General features: G+C 45.5%; 19 protein-coding genes. 18 read left to right on the top strand and 1 reads right to left on the bottom strand.

The window, feature by feature from the left end:
- The first annotated feature begins 83 nt into the window (after positions 1-83).
- From yajC to secF, 3 genes are read left to right on the top strand one after another with little or no spacing between them, the layout of a single operon-like run.
- Complete coding sequence (yajC, locus tag OU793_RS07135; protein ID WP_005460204.1) at positions 84-413, top strand: preprotein translocase subunit YajC; 330 nt, start codon at positions 84-86, stop codon at positions 411-413.
- A 21-nt stretch (positions 414-434) separates the two neighbouring features.
- Positions 435-2,291, top strand: coding sequence for a protein translocase subunit SecD (secD, locus tag OU793_RS07130; RefSeq protein WP_005460193.1), 1,857 nt, complete (start codon positions 435-437; stop codon positions 2,289-2,291).
- Positions 2,292-2,305: 14 nt separating this feature from the next.
- Positions 2,306-3,253 (top strand): protein translocase subunit SecF, encoded by a 948-nt coding sequence (gene secF, locus OU793_RS07125; protein WP_159404170.1) that lies wholly within the window; start codon positions 2,306-2,308, stop codon positions 3,251-3,253.
- A 222-nt stretch (positions 3,254-3,475) separates the two neighbouring features.
- Here the strand turns inward: secF and suhB are convergent, their stop codons facing one another.
- Positions 3,476-4,279, bottom strand: a complete 804-nt coding sequence (suhB, locus tag OU793_RS07120) for an inositol-1-monophosphatase (protein ID WP_005460178.1) — start codon at positions 4,277-4,279, stop codon at positions 3,476-3,478.
- Between the two features lie 231 nt (positions 4,280-4,510).
- Here suhB and trmJ point away from each other — a divergent pair, with 231 nt between their 5' ends.
- From trmJ to hisS, 15 genes are all read left to right on the top strand, one after another.
- Positions 4,511-5,230, top strand: coding sequence for a tRNA (cytosine(32)/uridine(32)-2'-O)-methyltransferase TrmJ (trmJ, locus tag OU793_RS07115; RefSeq protein ID WP_005460175.1), 720 nt, complete (start codon positions 4,511-4,513; stop codon positions 5,228-5,230).
- Positions 5,231-5,355: 125 nt separating this feature from the next.
- Positions 5,356-5,862 carry a Fe-S cluster assembly transcriptional regulator IscR gene (iscR, locus tag OU793_RS07110; RefSeq protein WP_005381720.1) on the top strand — a complete coding sequence of 169 codons (507 nt, stop codon included), beginning with the start codon at positions 5,356-5,358 and terminating at the stop codon, positions 5,860-5,862.
- 28 nt (positions 5,863-5,890) lie between these two features.
- On the top strand, positions 5,891-7,105 hold the full coding sequence (locus OU793_RS07105; RefSeq protein ID WP_005483767.1) for an IscS subfamily cysteine desulfurase: 1,215 nt from the start codon (positions 5,891-5,893) through the stop codon (positions 7,103-7,105).
- A 37-nt stretch (positions 7,106-7,142) separates the two neighbouring features.
- On the top strand, positions 7,143-7,526 hold the full coding sequence (gene iscU, locus OU793_RS07100; RefSeq protein WP_005483070.1) for a Fe-S cluster assembly scaffold IscU: 384 nt from the start codon (positions 7,143-7,145) through the stop codon (positions 7,524-7,526).
- A gap of 71 nt (positions 7,527-7,597) precedes the next feature.
- Positions 7,598-7,921: an iron-sulfur cluster assembly protein IscA gene (gene iscA / locus OU793_RS07095; RefSeq protein ID WP_005482998.1), complete on the top strand. Its 324-nt coding sequence runs from the start codon at positions 7,598-7,600 to the stop codon at positions 7,919-7,921.
- A gap of 55 nt (positions 7,922-7,976) precedes the next feature.
- Positions 7,977-8,492, top strand: coding sequence for a co-chaperone HscB (hscB, locus tag OU793_RS07090; protein WP_005460241.1), 516 nt, complete (start codon positions 7,977-7,979; stop codon positions 8,490-8,492).
- Positions 8,493-8,513: 21 nt separating this feature from the next.
- Positions 8,514-10,367, top strand: coding sequence for a Fe-S protein assembly chaperone HscA (gene hscA / locus OU793_RS07085; protein ID WP_140250502.1), 1,854 nt, complete (start codon positions 8,514-8,516; stop codon positions 10,365-10,367).
- Positions 10,368-10,379: 12 nt separating this feature from the next.
- Positions 10,380-10,718: an ISC system 2Fe-2S type ferredoxin gene (gene fdx / locus OU793_RS07080; RefSeq protein ID WP_005460237.1), complete on the top strand. Its 339-nt coding sequence runs from the start codon at positions 10,380-10,382 to the stop codon at positions 10,716-10,718.
- 44 nt (positions 10,719-10,762) lie between these two features.
- The gene (iscX, locus tag OU793_RS07075) at positions 10,763-10,957 is read left to right on the top strand and encodes a Fe-S cluster assembly protein IscX (RefSeq protein ID WP_005460231.1); all 195 of its coding nucleotides are present in this window, start codon (positions 10,763-10,765) and stop codon (positions 10,955-10,957) included.
- Positions 10,958-11,128: 171 nt separating this feature from the next.
- Positions 11,129-12,427 carry an aminopeptidase PepB gene (gene pepB, locus OU793_RS07070; RefSeq protein WP_005460223.1) on the top strand — a complete coding sequence of 433 codons (1,299 nt, stop codon included), beginning with the start codon at positions 11,129-11,131 and terminating at the stop codon, positions 12,425-12,427.
- A gap of 86 nt (positions 12,428-12,513) precedes the next feature.
- On the top strand, positions 12,514-12,939 hold the full coding sequence (ndk, locus tag OU793_RS07065; protein ID WP_005460254.1) for a nucleoside-diphosphate kinase: 426 nt from the start codon (positions 12,514-12,516) through the stop codon (positions 12,937-12,939).
- A 220-nt stretch (positions 12,940-13,159) separates the two neighbouring features.
- Positions 13,160-14,287: a bifunctional tRNA (adenosine(37)-C2)-methyltransferase TrmG/ribosomal RNA large subunit methyltransferase RlmN gene (locus OU793_RS07060; protein WP_015296287.1), complete on the top strand. Its 1,128-nt coding sequence runs from the start codon at positions 13,160-13,162 to the stop codon at positions 14,285-14,287.
- Between the two features lie 413 nt (positions 14,288-14,700).
- A complete protein-coding gene (gene rodZ / locus OU793_RS07055) occupies positions 14,701-15,651 on the top strand; it encodes a cytoskeleton protein RodZ (RefSeq protein WP_069514005.1) in 951 nt (316 codons plus the stop codon).
- A gap of 6 nt (positions 15,652-15,657) precedes the next feature.
- Positions 15,658-16,776, top strand: coding sequence for a flavodoxin-dependent (E)-4-hydroxy-3-methylbut-2-enyl-diphosphate synthase (gene ispG / locus OU793_RS07050; RefSeq protein ID WP_005496320.1), 1,119 nt, complete (start codon positions 15,658-15,660; stop codon positions 16,774-16,776).
- 26 nt (positions 16,777-16,802) lie between these two features.
- Entirely contained in the window at positions 16,803-18,071 is a 1,269-nt protein-coding gene (hisS, locus tag OU793_RS07045; RefSeq protein ID WP_005460225.1) for a histidine--tRNA ligase, read from the top strand.
- Positions 18,072-18,124 lie beyond the last annotated feature (53 nt).

The raw sequence follows: 18,124 nt of genomic DNA, 5'->3' as shown, positions 1-18,124 counted from the left end.
CTATTAGTCACTCTCAGACTTGAATCTAAATTGCGAAAGCCCAACTTGTTGGATTATCAATAAAATATAATGAGGATGTTTTAATGTTTATTTCTCAGGCTCACGCAGCAGCAGAAGGCGCGCCAGCTGGCGGTGGTTTCGAAATGCTAATCATGCTTGGCATGTTCGCAGTGATTTTCTACTTCATGATTTACCGTCCACAAGCGAAACGTGTTAAAGAACACAAGAACCTAATGTCTTCTATGGGCAAAGGTGATGAAGTTCTGACCAGCGGCGGTCTAGTGGGTAAAATCACTAAAATCGCTGAAGACAACGACTACATTTCAATTGAGCTTAACGCGAACAATGAAGTTGTAATCAAGAAAGACTTCATCACTGCAGTGCTGCCAAAAGGTACGCTTAAGTCTCTATAAAACAGCTAAAGGGTCCTCGCTGTGCTAAACCGTTACCCATTATGGAAGTACTTGATGGTGTTTTTTGCCATCATCACCGCTGCATTGTATGCACTTCCAAATATCTACGGTGAAGATCCGGCTATTCAAGTTACAGGGGCGCGTGGCGCCTCTGTAGATATGTCAACGCTGGATGCTGTCACCACTGCTCTTGATAAAGAGCATCTCTCTCATAAATCCATTGCTCTCGAGAATGGATCAATTCTTGTTCGTTTCAACGACACTGATACTCAAATTAGTGCTCGTGATGTCATCAGCGAAGCGCTTGGCAAAGACAAAATTGTTGCACTTAACCTTGCTCCTTCTACTCCAGATTGGCTAGAAGCAATTGGTGCGTCGCCACTTAAACTAGGTCTTGACCTACGTGGTGGTGTTCACTTCTTGATGGAAGTGGATATGGACGCAGCAATGGAAAAGCTTGTTGGTCAACAAGAGGAAGCTTTCCGTAGTGAACTTCGTGACGCTAAGATTCGTTACCGTGCAATCCGTCCTTCTGGCAAAGAAGGGGTGGAAGTGCTGCTACGTGACGAAGAGCAACTGGCTGAAGCGAAGCGCACGCTAACGAAGAATCATCCTGACATGAACTTTGTCGAGTCTGATTCGAATGGTCGTTACGCTCTTATCGCCACTTTTACTGAGCAACGTTTGCAAGAGATTCGTAACTACGCTGTAGAACAAAACATCACGATTCTACGTAACCGTGTAAACGAGCTGGGTGTTGCTGAGCCGCTTGTGCAACGTCAAGGCGCTAGCCGCATCGTTGTTGAGCTGCCAGGTGTTCAAGATACTGCTCGTGCGAAAGAAATTCTCGGTGCTACGGCAACCCTTGAATTCCGTGAAGTTGATGATAAAGCTGATTTAGCAGCGGCAGCGAATGGCCGTGCACCTGCGGGCAGTGAAATCAAACAAGATCGCGATGGTCGTCCTGTTGTACTTAAAAAGCGTGTCATCCTAAGCGGCGCTAGCATCACGGATGCAAGTTCTAGTGTGGATGAATACGGTCGCCCTCAAGTTAACATCTCGCTAGACAGCGAGGGTGGTAACAAGATGTCGGCGTTCTCGAAGAAAAACATTGGTAAGTTAATGGCTACCGTGTTTGCTGAGTACAAAGACAGCGGTCGTAAAACGCCTGAAGGCAAAGTTATCCTGACTAAGCACGAAGAAGTGATTAACCAAGCAACGATTCAATCTGCACTTGGCCGTAACTTCCGTATTACAGGTATCGACTCTGCTGCTGAAGCGCACAACCTCGCACTTCTATTACGTGCAGGTGCACTTATCGCACCGATCTCTATCGTTGAAGAACGTACCATTGGTCCGTCAATGGGTCAGCAAAACATCGACATGGGTATCCAAGCGTGTGTTTGGGGTATGGTAGCTGTAATGCTATTTACTCTGCTTTACTACCGCGGCTTTGGTCTGATTGCCAATATTGCGTTGATGGCTAACTTAGTGTTGATCATTGGTGTGATGTCGATGATTCCAGGGGCAACGATGACGCTGCCAGGTATTGCCGGTATCGTATTGACTGTGGGTATGGCCGTCGATGCTAACGTACTGATCTTTGAACGTATCCGTGAAGAGCTGCGAGATGGACGTAGTCCACAACAAGCGATTCACCAAGGTTACGCCAACGCATTTAGTACCATTGCCGATGCGAACATCACGACGCTTATCACTGCAATCATTCTGTTTGCTGTTGGTACAGGTGCAGTGAAAGGTTTCGCAGTTACTCTATCTATCGGTATCTTAACTTCAATGTTCACCGCCATCATTGGTACACGTTGTATCGTGAACCTACTGTACGGTGGCAAACGCGTTGATAAATTGTCGATCTAAGGCTGGGAATTAATATGTTTCAAATTCTAAAAGCAGAGAAGTCGATCGGCTTTATGCGTTGGTCAAAAGTGGCGTTTGTATTCTCAATCTTCATGATTGCCGCTTCTATCTTCACATTATCAACCAAATGGCTGAACTGGGGTCTAGACTTCACGGGCGGTACGCTAATCGAAGTTGGCTTTGAAAAACCAGCTAACCTTGAAGAAATCCGTACAGCACTTGATGCAAAAGGTTTCGGAGATGCGACAGTACAGAACTTTGGTAGTGCTCGCGATGTGATGGTGCGTCTTCGTCCTCGTGACGACGTTTCTGGCGAAACGCTAGGTAACCAAATCATCGGTGCGATCAAAGAAGGTACTGGTGAAAGCGTAGAAATGCGCCGTATCGAGTTTGTTGGTCCAAACGTTGGTGATGAACTAACTGAAGCGGGCGGTCTGGCGATCCTTGTGTCGCTCATCTGTATCCTGATTTATGTATCAATGCGATTTGAATGGCGTCTAGCGGCTGGTGCTGTAATGGCGCTGGCGCACGATATTATTATCACGCTGGGTGTATTCTCATTCCTACAGATTGAAGTGGACCTAACTATCGTGGCTGCGTTGCTAACGGTTGTTGGTTACTCGCTCAACGATACCATCGTAGTATTCGACCGTATTCGTGAAAATTTCCGCAAGATGCGTAAAGGTGATCCAGCGGACATCATGGATGCTTCGATTACACAAACATTGAGCCGTACGTTGATTACTTCTGGTACAACGTTGTTCGTAGTTATTGCACTGTTTGTACAGGGCGGGGCAATGATCCACGGCTTTGCAACGGCACTGTTGTTGGGTATCACGGTTGGTACTTACTCTTCTATTTACGTAGCATCTGCACTTGCTCTAAAACTGGGTATCCAGAAAGAGCACTTGATGCCACCGCAAGTAGAGAAAGAAGGCGCAGAATTCGACGAGATACCATAAGGCTGATTGAGAATCGAAAACAAAAACCGCTGAACTCTCAGCGGTTTTTTTGTATCTAGACGTTGAGCAAAGAAGTAGAGTGTCTGGCGGACATCAAGTTTTTATAATCTAGCCCAAGTTTTTAGAATCTAAACAATGTGGGTCTGGATACAAAAAAGCCCCGCTCAACGAGCGGGGCTTCTTAAAGTCATCAGCGTGACGGGCTAAATTGACTTTTAAATCTTACTTAAGGATCGCGCTGTTACCATTTTCGCGAATATGCTTAAGCATAGATTTCACGCCACGAGCGCTTGAAGCAACAATGTTACCAGACTTCATGTACTCAGTGCCGCCAGCAAAGTCAGTTAGGATTGCGCCAGCTTCACGAGCAATAAGCTCACCTGCAGCCATATCCCAAGGTTTTAGACCTAGCTCGAAGTAACCATCAACACGGCCAGCAGCCACGTAACATAGGTCAAGAGCAGCAGAGCCGCTACGACGGAAGTCAGCACATTCAGTGAATAGAGAACCAACGATCTTAATGTAAGACTCTGAGTGTTGCTTCTGCTTGAATGGGAAACCTGTTGCTAGAACAGTACCTTGAAGGTCTTTCAGCGGAGTAACACGAATACGTGCACTGTTTAGTTGGGCACCAGCACCGCGTTGTGCAGTAAATAGTTCGTTTTGCATTGGATCGTAAACACAAGCAACTTCAGTTTTGCCTTTGATACGAACAGCGATAGAAACCGCGAAGTGTGGGTAACCTTTTACAAAGTTAGTAGTGCCATCCAGTGGGTCGATGATCCATTGTACGTCTTTATCTTTACCTTCGATAAGACCTTGTTCTTCAGCAACGATGCAGTGCTCTGGGTAAGACTGCTTGATAGTATCGATGATGATGTATTCTGCTTCTTTGTCTACGTTAGTGACAAAGTCATTAGTGCCTTTAAGTGTAGATTCTACTTTATCAGTGTTTTCTAATGATTTAGCAATATGATTGCCTGCTTTTCGCGCAGCGCGAATAGCAATGTTTAGCATTGGATGCATACAAATTTCCCAACGGATGTTAAAGAACGAATAAAAGCGGCGGCGAGTATACCAAAGATAAACGAAAAAGGAAGTGGTTATTTTTTAGACGTTAATGAATAGTGTCATCTTTGATATCGCGTCATACAACACAACAATTGATGAGAATGCGAATAGAAGTCAGCTTCTCCCTAGGGTGTGTTAAAAAACTATGGTAACATCCTGCGGTTTTAATTTAGGTAGCAATCATAGATGTTGGATCAAGTAAAAGTCGTACTCGTAGGTACCTCACATTCTGGCAATATTGGCTCAGCAGCCCGAGCAATGAAGGTGATGGGTTTAAGCCAACTTGTATTGGTCGATCCACAATGTGAAGTGGATGAACAAACGCTAGCACTGGCCGCTGGTGCCGCTGATATCGCTCAGAATGCTCAAGTCGTAAGCACACTGGAAGAAGCTATTGAAGACTGTGGTCTTGTGGTCGGTTCAAGTGCTCGCTCTCGCACATTAGAATGGCCAATGCTTGAGCCACGTGAATGTGGTGAAAAGTTTGCAGTTGAAGGCCAAAAACATCCGGTAGCTTTAGTGTTTGGGCGTGAAAGAACAGGCCTAACTAACGAAGAGCTACAAAAGTGCCACTATCATGTATGCATTCCTGCTAACCCTGAATACAGTTCCCTGAACTTAGCTATGGCGGTTCAAACGCTAAGCTATGAAGTTCGTGTTGCTCATCTTAATCTTGAGCAGAAACAATTCTCACCAGTTGAAGTCGAAGAGTATCCTCGTCATAAAGAGCTAGAAATGTTCTTTGACCATCTTGAAAAGGTCATCGTAGAGACCCAGTTTATAAACAAAGAACAACCTGGCCAGGTGATGAATAAATTGCGTCGTCTTTTCTCTCGAGCACGACCAGAGACTCAGGAGTTGAATATTCTTCGCGGTATTTTGACCTCGATTGAAAAGAAGCTCTGAATAAAGAATAACCTTTTTAGGTGTAAGGATGAATACCTGAGTAATTTAGTCAAATAAATACTTGACCATTTTACTCGGGTATGGAAAAATCTTAACCATTACAAACCATGTGGATACGGTGTGGTATGAAACTTACATCTAAAGGAAGATATGCGGTGACAGCCATGCTGGATGTGGCACTGCATTCGCAACAAAACCCTGTACCTCTTGCTGATATTTCAGAACGTCAGGGGATCTCGCTCTCTTACTTAGAGCAGCTTTTTTCTAAATTGCGTAAAGCAGGTCTCGTTGCCAGCGTTCGTGGTCCTGGTGGTGGTTACCGACTTGGTGCCGACGCACATAGTATCGCTATCGGTACTGTGATTGCGGCCGTTGATGAGTCAGTTGACGCAACCAAATGTCAGGGCAAAGGAGATTGCCAAGGCGGGACTCGTTGCTTAACTCATACGCTATGGCGTGACCTAAGTTCTCGCATTAGTGACTTCTTGAACAACATCACTCTTGGTGAGTTGATGACAGACAATGAAGTGCTAGAAATTTCTGATCGTCAGGATATTGATCTGGCGGTAACTCATGGGCTTTCAAACAAAAATACAACCGCCGCGCCCATCGGTGTAAACGTCCGCTCTTAGCGGTCAGCATTTTACATTGGAGTAGAGAATGAAACTGCCGATTTATCTTGATTATTCCGCTACATGTCCAGTTGATCCACGTGTTGCTGAAAAAATGGTTCAGTACATGACAATGGATGGCACATTTGGCAACCCAGCTTCACGTTCGCACCGTTACGGCTGGCAGGCAGAAGAAGCGGTAGATACTGCTCGTGAGCAAATTGCTGACCTTCTAAATGCAGATCCTCGCGAAATCGTATTCACATCTGGTGCGACAGAGTCTGACAACCTTGCGATTAAAGGTGCTGCGCACTTTTACTCGAAAAAAGGCAAGCACGTAATCACTTGTAAAACAGAGCATAAAGCGGTTCTTGACCCATGTCGTCAACTGGAACGTGAAGGCTTTGAAGTGACTTACCTAGAGCCAGAATCAAACGGCCTTATCGATCTTGAGAAGCTGAAAGCGGCAATGCGCGATGACACCGTGCTTGTGTCTATCATGCACGTAAACAACGAAATCGGTGTAATTCAAGACATCGCAGCCATCGGCGAACTATGTCGTGAGCGCAAGATCGTGTTCCACGTGGATGCAGCTCAGTCTGCTGGTAAATTGCCAATCGACGTTCAAGAAATGAAAGTTGATTTGATTTCATTGTCAGCGCATAAGATTTACGGTCCAAAAGGTATCGGTGCACTTTACGTACGTCGTAAACCTCGTATCCGCCTTGAAGCACAAATGCACGGTGGCGGCCATGAGCGTGGTTTCCGTTCTGGTACGTTAGCAACTCACCAAATCGTAGGTATGGGTGAAGCTTTCCGCATTGCAAAAGAAGAGATGCAGAAAGATTACGACCACGCACTAGCACTTCGTAACCGCCTTCTTAATGGTGTGAAAGACCTTGAAGCGGTCACAGTGAACGGTGACCTAGAGCAGCGTGTACCACAAAACCTAAACATCAGTTTTGCTTTCGTAGAAGGTGAATCTCTGCTGATGTCGCTAAAAGATCTAGCGGTATCTTCAGGTAGTGCATGTACTTCTGCGAGTCTAGAGCCTTCTTACGTACTTCGTGCCCTAGGCATGGATGATGAGTTGGCTCACAGCTCGGTTCGTTTCTCATTCGGTCGTTTTACCACTGAAGAAGAAATTGATTACGCAATTGAACAAATCCGCGTTGCAGTGACTAAGCTACGCGACATGTCTCCTCTATGGGATATGTACAAGGAAGGGGTTGATCTGAGCACTGTTGAATGGGCTCACCATTAATCTCACGGACTGAATAGAGGATTCGAGGTAATTTATCATGGCATACAGCGAAAAAGTAATTGATCACTACGAGAACCCGCGTAACGTTGGTTCATTTGACAAAGAAGACCCATCAGTAGGTAGCGGCATGGTTGGCGCTCCAGCTTGTGGTGACGTAATGAAACTGCAAATCAAAGTGACACCGGAAGGTATCATCGAAGATGCGAAGTTCAAAACTTACGGTTGTGGTAGTGCAATCGCGTCAAGCTCACTAGTCACAGAGTGGGTAAAAGGCAAATCAATTGATGAAGCGGCTGCAATTAAGAACTCTGAAATTGCAGAAGAGCTAGAACTTCCACCTGTGAAAGTTCACTGTTCAATTCTTGCTGAAGACGCAATCAAAGCAGCGGTTGCTGACTACAAGAAAAAACACCAAGAATAATTATTCCGTAATATAATGGGAGCCTTTAACGCTCCCATTCCAATCGTAATTTAGACAGACTAAGGTGCAGTATGGCCATCACAATGACAGAAACAGCGGCAAGTCGCGTAAAAGCATTCCTAGATAACCGAGGCAAAGGTATCGGTTTACGTCTTGGAGTGAAGACGACAGGTTGTTCCGGCATGGCTTACGTACTTGAGTTTGTTGACGAGCTAAACGAAGAAGATGAAGTGTTTGATTTCTCAGGCGTGAAAATCATCATCGACAAGAAAAGCTTGGTGTACTTAGACGGTACCGAATTGGATTACGTGAAAGAAGGGTTGAATGAAGGTTTTGAATTCAACAACCCTAATGCAAAAAGTGAATGTGGTTGTGGTGAAAGCTTCAACGTCTAATTGATTGTCCTTCTGGGCAAGCGAGTCCGGAAGGCTTTACTAGGACCCGATCTTAATGAATCACTTTGAATTATTTGGGCTACCAAGTCAGTTTCAGCTGGATGGTAGCCTTCTTTCTTCTAAGTTCCGAGAACTACAAAAACGCTTCCACCCGGACAACTTTGCTACCGCCTCTGAGCGAGACCGCTTGATGTCGGTGCAAAAGGCTGCGCAAATTAACGATGCGTACCAAGTCCTCAAACATCCTATCTCTCGTGCGGAGTACATCTTGGCAGAGCAGGGAATGGAAATCCGTGGTGAGCAACAAACCATGCAAGATCCGATGTTCCTGATGGAACAAATGGAACTGCGCGAAGAACTAGAAGATATTGCTGACTGCTCTGATCCTGAATCGGCGCTTTTTGACTTCGATTCTAAGGTCAGCAAAATGTATAAGCAGCATTTGGCAAGCGTTGAGCAAGAGCTTAACGATGGTCTTTGGGCTGAAGCCGCAGACCGAGTTCGTAAATTGAAATTCATTGCCAAACTAAAGAACGAAATTGAACTGGTCGAAGATAAGCTTCTCGGCTAGTTAGCGTGACAAGGACCAATCATGGCACTACTTCAAATCGCAGAACCGGGCCAAAGCTCGGCACCTCATGAGCATAAGTTAGCGGCTGGTATCGACTTAGGTACTACCAACTCTTTGGTCGCTTCTGTACGCAGTGGCGATGCCACCACATTAAATGATGAGCAAGGTCGTAGCATTTTGCCATCGGTGGTGAATTACTCAGCAGAATCAACAGTGGTTGGTTACGATGCGAAAGCCAAAGCAGAGTTTGAACCTGAGAACACCATTATCTCAGTGAAACGCTTGATTGGCCGCTCGCTAAAAGACATTCAATCTCGCTACCCTTCATTACCTTACCGTTTTAAAGAGAGTGAGAATGGCTTACCAGTACTGCAAACTGCTCAAGGGGATAAAAACCCGATTGAAGTTTCTGCAGATATTTTAAAAGCGCTAGGTAAACGCGCAGAAGAAACTCTAGGTGGAGAGCTTGCGGGTGTGGTAATTACCGTTCCTGCGTACTTCGATGACGCGCAACGCGCGGGCACGAAAGATGCGGCTAAGCTAGCGGGTTTACATGTATTGCGTCTTCTCAATGAGCCAACCGCAGCGGCGATTGCCTACGGTCTGGATTCAGGTCAAGAGGGCGTGATTGCAGTTTACGATTTAGGTGGCGGTACGTTCGATATCTCTATCCTACGTTTGTCGAAAGGCGTATTTGAAGTATTAGCAACAGGTGGCGACTCTGCACTTGGCGGTGATGACTTTGACCACCTATTAGCGGATTACCTAATGGAGCAAGCTGGCGTAGAAGCGCCGCTTTCTGCTGAGAAAAACCGTGCATTACTGAACATTGCAACGGCGACCAAAATTGCTTTCTCTGAGCAAGACAGCGTAGAAGTTGACGTGTTTGGCTGGAAAGGCACTGTAACACGCGAGCAGTTCGAAGATCTGATTCGCCCACTCGTGAAGAAAACTCTGATGTCTTGTCGTCGTGCACTGAAAGATGCTGACGTAGAAGCGGAGGAAGTACTTGAAGTGGTGATGGTTGGTGGCTCAACTCGTACCTTGCTTGTCCGTGAAATGGTAGGCGAATTCTTTGGCCGCACACCACTCACTAGCATCAACCCTGATGAAGTGGTGGCTATTGGTGCGGGTATCCAAGCAGATATTCTTGCTGGTAACAAGCCTGACTCTGAAATGCTGCTGCTTGACGTGATTCCATTATCATTGGGTATTGAAACCATGGGTGGGTTGGTTGAGAAAATCATTCCGCGCAACACCACGATTCCTGTTGCTCGCGCGCAAGAGTTTACCACCTTCAAAGATGGTCAAACGGCGATGAGCGTGCACGTTGTGCAAGGTGAGCGCGAGATGGTGGATGATTGTCGTTCACTTGCGCGTTTCTCACTAAAAGGTATTCCTCCTATGGCGGCAGGTGCTGCGCACATCCGAGTGACGTACCAAGTTGATGCTGACGGTTTACTATCTGTGACTGCAATGGAAAAGAGCACTGGTGTTCAGTCCGAAATTCAAGTGAAACCTTCTTACGGTTTAAGCGATAACGAAGTTGCGAACATGCTGCGTGATTCGATGACTCACGCCAAAGAAGACATGCAAGCTCGTGCGTTAGCTGAACAACGCGTTGAAGCCGACCGGGTGATTGAAGGTTTGATCGCTGCAATGCAAGCTGATGGTGATGAACTACTATCAGAGCAAGAAAAACAAGATCTATTAAAAGCCATTGAAGCACTGATTGAGCTGCGTAATGGTGATGATGCAAATGCCATTGAGCAAGGTATCAAAGATACAGACAAAGCTAGCCAAGACTTTGCGTCGCGCCGTATGGATAAATCGATTCGAGCTGCATTGTCAGGTCAATCAGTAGACGATATATAAGAGAAAGTAGTTATGCCTAAGATTATTGTATTACCACACGAAGATTTGTGCCCAGAAGGCGCAGTGTTGGAAGCGAAGACGGGTGAAACCGTTCTAGACGTAGCACTAAAAAACGGTATTGGTATTGAACACGCGTGTGAAAAATCGTGTGCTTGTACTACTTGCCACGTGATCATTCGTGAAGGTTTTGATTCTCTTGAAGAGAGCGAAGAGCTAGAAGATGACATGCTAGACAAAGCATGGGGTCTTGAGCCTGAGTCTCGTCTTGGTTGTCAGGCGAAAGTTGCGGATGAAGACTTGGTTGTTGAAATTCCGAAATACACGCTAAACCACGCGTCAGAAGATCATTAATACTATCGCTCCAAAATAGGGGCGAAGAAAAAGGAAGATGAGCAATGAAATGGACAGATTCTCGCGATATCGCGATTGAGCTTTGTGACAAGTTTCCAGATGTGGATCCACAAACCGTACGTTTTACCGATCTTCATCAATGGATCATGGAGTTAGATGAGTTTGACGATGAGCCAAACCATTGTAACGAAAAGATCCTAGAAGCGGTCATCATGTGCTGGATGGACGAAGCAGACTGATGCTCAATTCGGCGGTAAAACGCAGCCGAGTTAACAATTCTTACTAAAAAAAGCGGACCTCTAGGTCCGTTTTTTTATCAAGTTGACATTTTTACCCTACATAATGCTAACATCCGTGAGTTATTAAAAAGAAGCGGCGTAGGCTACGCCGATATAAGACAAGGAGAAACCATGTCTACACAGATGTCTGTATTTTTAAGTCAAGATTCTGCTGCTCCACACTGGGGTGAGAAAGCACTACTTTCATTCTCTGAAACCGGTGCGACGATTCATCTAGGTGAAGGTCATGATCTTGGTGCAATTCAGCGTGCAGCTCGTCAGCTAGATGGCCAAGGAATTCATTCAGTTCTACTTTCTGGTGAACATTGGGATTTGGAAAGCATCTGGGCTTTCCATCAAGGTTACCGCAACCCGAAAAAACACGGTTTACTAGAATGGACTGCGCTTTCTGAAGAAGACCAAACTGAACTTCAAGCTCGCATTAAAGCGACCGATTTTACGCGCGATATCATCAACAAAACGGCGGAAGAAGTTGCACCTCGTCAACTTGCTACGATGGCGGCTGAGTTCATCAAATCTGTCGCACCAGAAGGCACAGTAACGGCTCGTATTGTTAAAGATAAAGATCTACTAGCGGAAGGTTGGGAAGGTATCTATGCGGTTGGTCGTGGTTCGGATCGCACATCAGCAATGCTGCAATTGGATTACAACCCGACTGGCGATGAAAACGCACCAGTATTCGCGTGTCTAGTAGGTAAAGGCATTACGTTTGATTCAGGCGGTTACAGCCTTAAGCCTTCAAACTTTATGAGTGCAATGAAAGCCGATATGGGCGGTTCAGGTACGATTACTGGCGGTTTGGGGTTAGCTATTTTGCGTGGTTTGAACAAGCGCGTAAAACTGATCTTATGTTGTGCTGAGAATATGGTTTCTGGTCGTGCGCTTAAGCTTGGCGACATCATCACCTACAAAAACGGTAAGACTGTTGAGATCATGAACACCGACGCAGAAGGTCGTTTGGTACTTGCCGATGGTCTTATCTATGCAAGCGAGCATAACCCTGAGTTGATCATCGACTGCGCAACGTTAACCGGCGCGGCGAAAAACGCATTGGGTAACGACTACCACGCGTTAATGAGCTTTGATGATGAACTTTCTCATCAAGCGCTAACCGCAGCAAACAAAGAGAAAGAAGGCCTGTGGCCACTGCCTCTGGCTGATTTCCACCGTGGTATGTTGCCGTCAAACTTCGCTGATTTATCTAACATCAGCTCTGGAGACTACAGTCCAGGCGCAAGTACCGCTGCTGCATTTTTGTCTTACTTTGTTGAAGACTACAAGAAAGGCTGGTTGCATTTCGACTGTGCTGGTACTTACCGTAAGTCTGCATCAGACAAGTGGGCAGCTGGCGCTACTGGTATGGGTGTCCGCACTCTTGCTCGCCTTCTTAATGAGCAAGCAGAAAAATAATATTTATGGTGGCGTCAGTTAGGCGCTGCCGTAGTCAAGTAAGTCACTTTTAAACACTATTATTACAAGTACAAAAAGGAAACTTTATGGCTCTAGAAAGAACGTTTTCCATTGTTAAGCCTGACGCTGTGGAAAGAAACCTGATCGGTGAAATCTACAATCGAATCGAGAAGGCTGGCCTACGTATTATTGCTGCGAAAATGGTTCACCTGACTGAAGAGCAGGCGAGCGGTTTTTACGCAGAACATGAAGGTAAAGAATTCTTCCAACCTCTAAAAGAGTTCATGACTTCTGGCCCTATTATGGTTCAAGTGTTGGAAGGCGAAAATGCGATTGCACGTTACCGCGAATTGATGGGTAAAACCAACCCAGAAGAAGCGGCAGCAGGCACACTTCGCGCAGATTACGCGCTAAGCATGCGTCATAACTCTGTGCATGGTTCAGATAGTCCTGAATCAGCGGCTCGTGAGATTGAGTTCTTCTTCCCTGAGTCAGAAATTTGCCCTCGCTAATTGGTAGTTAGTTTGTGCTCGTAAAAGATAGTTAGCCTCGGATAATTCCGGGGCTTTTTATTATCGAAACAGTTCGAAGGCGCATTGGTTAGGTTGTTCAATGTTTAACCGAAGTGTTTTTAATGCCTTAGCAAAGACAGGGTTTTAGACCTCTTGTTGTAGCTGCATAAAGGCTGTACAATTCGCGCCCTTATTCTTGTTTCAGTCATTGAGAGGCAACATGACTACTGAAAAAATCAATCTACTCGACTTTGATCGCAAAGGCATGCGTCAGTTTTTCGCGGAAGAACTAGGCGAGAAAGCGTTTCGTGCTGATCAGGTTATGAAGTGGATCTACCATTTCGGTGTTGATGACTTCGACAACATGACGAACATCAACAAGAAACTACGTGAAAAACTGCAGCACAAGTGCGAAATTAAAGCACCAACGGTTGCAGAAGCTCAGCACTCTTCAGACGGCACGATTAAGTGGGCAATGAAGGTGGGTGACCAAGACGTAGAAACGGTTTACATCCCAGAAGAGGATCGCGCGACGTTATGCGTATCTTCTCAGGTAGGTTGTGCGTTGGAGTGTAAGTTCTGTTCGACCGCTCAACAAGGCTTCAACCGCAACCTAAAAGTATCTGAAATCATCGGTCAGGTGTGGCGTGCTGCACGTGAAATCGGTTTGCAAAAAGAAACTGGTCGTCGTCCAATCACTAACGTCGTAATGATGGGTATGGGTGAGCCTCTTCTAAACATGAAGAACTTGATCCCTGCGCTAGAAATCATGCTTGATGATCTTGGTTTTGGTCTTTCTAAACGTCGCGTTACTGTATCAACTTCAGGTGTGGTTTCTGGTCTTGATCAGATGACAGGCAAAATCGACGTAGCATTGGCGATTTCTCTACACGCGCCAAACGACAAGTTACGTAGCGAAATCATGCCAATCAACGATCGTTGGGATATTCAAGACTTCTTAGCGTCAGTTCGTCGTTACATCGCATCTTCGAACGCAAACCGTGGCAAAGTAACAGTCGAGTACGTGTTGCTTGATCATGTGAACGATGACATGGACCACGCACGCGAGCTGGCTGAGTTGATGAAAGACACACCATGTAAGATCAACCTGATTCCGTTTAACCCGTATCCAGGTTCTCCGTACAAGAAGCCAAGCAACTCACGTATTGACAGATTCCAAAAAACATTGATGCAATACGAGCATACGGTGACGGTTCGTAAAACACGTGGTGATGATATTGATGCGGCATGTGGTCAGTTAGTCGGTGACGTTATTGACCGTACTAAACGTACTGCGGCTTTAAAAGCTGCGCGCGGTGCAGAAACCATCGACGTAAAAGCGGTATAATTTGCCCCAAATTAAAAATAGCCAGAGCCTTTGCTCTGGCTATTTTGTTTGTTGTATTTGTAAAGTAACCCCTGAAATTGAATGGTTTTGGCGTTTATTTCAATTTACTGTGTCAAAGTTTGGACAAAAGCTTGAGCTATCTGTTAGTTTGAGTGGAAAGAGTTTTTGTCTTCGTTATACATTCGCTTATCATGGTGAAGAACATTCATGAAGACACCGATTATTCTCAACATTTTTTCTCATACGCTTTGCTGATTTTTGCAAAACGGGTATTCACACTCAATTGTTGAGAATTTCTTAAAAATATAATTTTGGTTAACGCGAACAGGCTAGCTATCTTTAAGTGAGGCTTAAGAACAACAACGAAAATAAATAACCGTGTTAGCCACTAAAACAGATTAAATACCGCCATTATGACAGAACACGAAAATACCAATGAAGTACCGCTTTCGATTGAAGCGGGCACATTACTCAAAAACAAACGCGAATCTTTAGGTATGACTCAAAAGCAAGTTGCTGATCGCCTGAGACTTCGCGTTTCTGTTATTGAAGATATTGAAAACAACCGATTTGAATCTCAACAAGTAGCGACATTCACTCGCGGCTATTTGCGTTCTTACGCAAAGTTTGTCGGGCTAGATGAGAAAGTGGTGCTGGTTGCTCTAGAACAGACGGCAGATGTAAAGCCAAAAGAGCAAGAAATCGAAATGCAAAGCTTTTCTCGTAAAACCAAACACGAGAAACACAACAGCCGAATTATGTTGCTGACTTGGGTAATAGCCATTGTCATCATCGGTATCTCAGCAGCTTGGTGGTGGCAAAATCAGCAAGAAAATAGTCTCGCTCAAGTTGTAGCAGAGGCTAATGTTGAAACAAGCCAACCAAGTGCCGATGAAATTGCTGATATTGATCTAATGACCGAAGAAGAGCTTATCGCAAGTACTCCAGCAGAACTAGCGGCATCAAACAATACAGCATCAGAATCATCCATCAATGCAGCGCAAACTGATGAAGTGGTTTCTGCAGAAACAGAAGAGTCGACAACAGAAGCAACTCCAGAACCAGTTGCTGTGATTGAAGCAGCAGAAGAGGTTCAAGACGCATCTCCTGTAGTGCCAGAAGGTATGACTCTGCTCACCATGAAATTTAAAGCAGATTGCTGGATCCAAGTAAAAGATACAAACGGCAAAACGCTCGTAAGTGGCACTCAGAAACCGGGTCAAGACGTAGAGCTTACCGGAAAAGCGCCATTTAAAGTGATATTAGGCGCACCGGAAGGTGTAACAATGACATTTGCAAGTGAACCTGTCGACCTTTCTGGGTATACTTCAGGCAAAGTAGCTAGATTCACTCTACCGTTATAAAAAATTATGCAACACGAATCTCCAATTATTCGTCGTAAATCGACGCGTATTTATGTGGGTGATGTGCCAATTGGTGATGGTGCGCCAATTGCCGTACAGTCAATGACTAACACTCGCACGACTGATGTGGAAGCGACAGTCGCACAAATCCGAGCACTAGAAAAAGTCGGCGCAGACATTGTCCGTGTTTCAGTACCAACGATGGAAGCAGCAGAAGCGTTTAAGCTGATCAAACAGCAAGTATCTGTTCCTCTGGTTGCTGATATTCACTTTGACTACCGTATCGCACTGAAAGTCGCGGAATACGGCGTCGATTGTTTGCGTATCAACCCAGGTAACATTGGTAACGAAGAGCGTATTCGCTCGGTTGTTGATTGTGCGCGTGATAAGAATATCCCGATCCGTATTGGCGTTAATGGCGGCTCTTTGGAAAAAGATCTGCAGATGAAATACGGTGAACCAACGCCTGAAGCCCTAGTTGAATCAGCGATGCGTCATGTGGATCATCTCGATCGTCTTAACTTTGATCAGTTCAAAGTCAGCGTTAAAGCATCGGATGTATTCCTTGCGGTTGATTCTTACCGCTTGCTAGCGAAGAAAATCGACCAGCCGCTTCACTTAGGTATTACTGAAGCTGGTGGTGCACGCGCAGGTGCCGTGAAGTCAGCAGTTGGCTTGGGCATGCTTTTATCGGAAGGTATTGGTGATACGTTACGTATCTCTTTAGCTGCTGATCCAGTCGAAGAAATCAAAGTCGGTTTCGATATTCTGAAATCTTTGCGTATTCGCTCTCGTGGCATCAACTTTATTGCTTGCCCAAGTTGTTCACGCCAAGAATTCGATGTTATTGGTACCGTAAATGCGCTTGAGCAGCGTTTAGAAGACATCATCACACCAATGGATGTGTCTATTATTGGCTGTGTGGTAAATGGTCCTGGTGAAGCTGAGGTTTCCCATTTGGGTCTTGCGGGTAGCAACAAGAAGAGTGCGTTCTATGAAGACGGAAAACGTCAAAAAGAGCGTTTCGATAACAATGACCTTGTGAATCAGCTAGAAGCAAAGATCCGTGCGAAAGCGTCTATGATGGATAGCGAAAATCGCATTGAAGTAAAAGTACAAGATTAATCTCAACGAGTATTACGGTAAGTATTGTGGCAAAAACAATCCAAGCAATCCGAGGCATGAACGATTGTCTCCCAACTCAATCTCCGCTGTGGCAGAAACTTGAAAACACAGTGAAAAATGTAATTAGCGCATACGGTTATAACGAAGTGCGCATGCCAATCGTTGAAGAAACAAACCTATTCAGCCGCGCTGTTGGTGAAGAGACAGACGTCGTTTCAAAAGAAATGTACACCTTTGATGATCGTAACGGAGACAGCCTAACACTTCGCCCTGAAGGTACTGCGGGTTGTGTACGTTCATGTATTCAAAATAGCCTGATCAACCGTGACGAACAGCGTCTGTGGTACATGGGGCCTATGTTCCGCCATGAGCGTCCGCAGAAAGGTCGTTACCGTCAATTCCACCAATGTGGTGTGGAAGTGTTTGGTCTAAATGGCCCTGACGTTGACGCCGAGCTTATCATGATGACTGCACGTCTATGGCGTGAATTAGGCATCGACAAGCACGTGCGTCTTGAACTGAACTCAATCGGTTCTCAAGAAGATCGCGCAGACTACCGCACAGCACTGGTTGCCTTCCTTGAACAACATATCGATGTGCTAGACGAAGATTGTAAGCGCCGCATGCACACTAACCCACTGCGTGTTCTGGATACGAAGAACCCTGACATTCAGGCTATTTTAGGTGATGCACCGCGTCTTTCTGAGTACTTAGGTGAAGAATCTAAAGCACACTTCGCAGGTCTATGTGAACTTTTAGACGCAGCAGGTATCGAATACACAGTTAACGAACGTCTTGTTCGTGGTCTGGATTACTACAACCGCACGGTATTTGAGTGGATCACGGAAAGCCTAGGTGCTCAAGGCACTGTGTGTGGCGGTGGTCGCTATGACGGTCTTGTAGAGCAACTTGGTGGCAAACCAACACCAGCAGTTGGCTTTGCAATGGGTCTAGAGCGTCTAGTTCTTATGTTGGAAACTTTAGAGCTTACAGACGTACGTCGCAGTGTGGATGTTTACGTAGTAACTGCAGGTGAAGGCACCATGATGGCAGGTATGAAGCTAGCAGAGCAGCTTCGTGAAGCTATTTCAGGCGTTCGCGTGATGAATCACTTCGGTGGCGGTAACTTCAAGAAACAGTTTAAACGCGCAGATAAAGTAGGTGCTGTTGTAGCATTGGTTCTGGGTGAAAACGAAGTTGCCGACAATACCGTTGTACTAAAAGACTTAGTTGGTGGTGAGCAAGAGACTTACAACCAAGCTGAAGTTGCTGAGAAGATCGCAGCACTGATTTAAGTCTTTTAATAAGCTAAAGATTAAATCCTAGTTCGTAACAATAAGGCTCCCAA

Origin of the sequence: Vibrio sp. VP6, assembly GCF_028823755.1 — a bacterium.
GTDB lineage: Bacteria > Pseudomonadota > Gammaproteobacteria > Enterobacterales > Vibrionaceae > Vibrio > Vibrio parahaemolyticus.
Note: the sequence above shows the minus strand (reverse complement) of the source record. Positions and strands in the feature narration are given on the sequence as shown.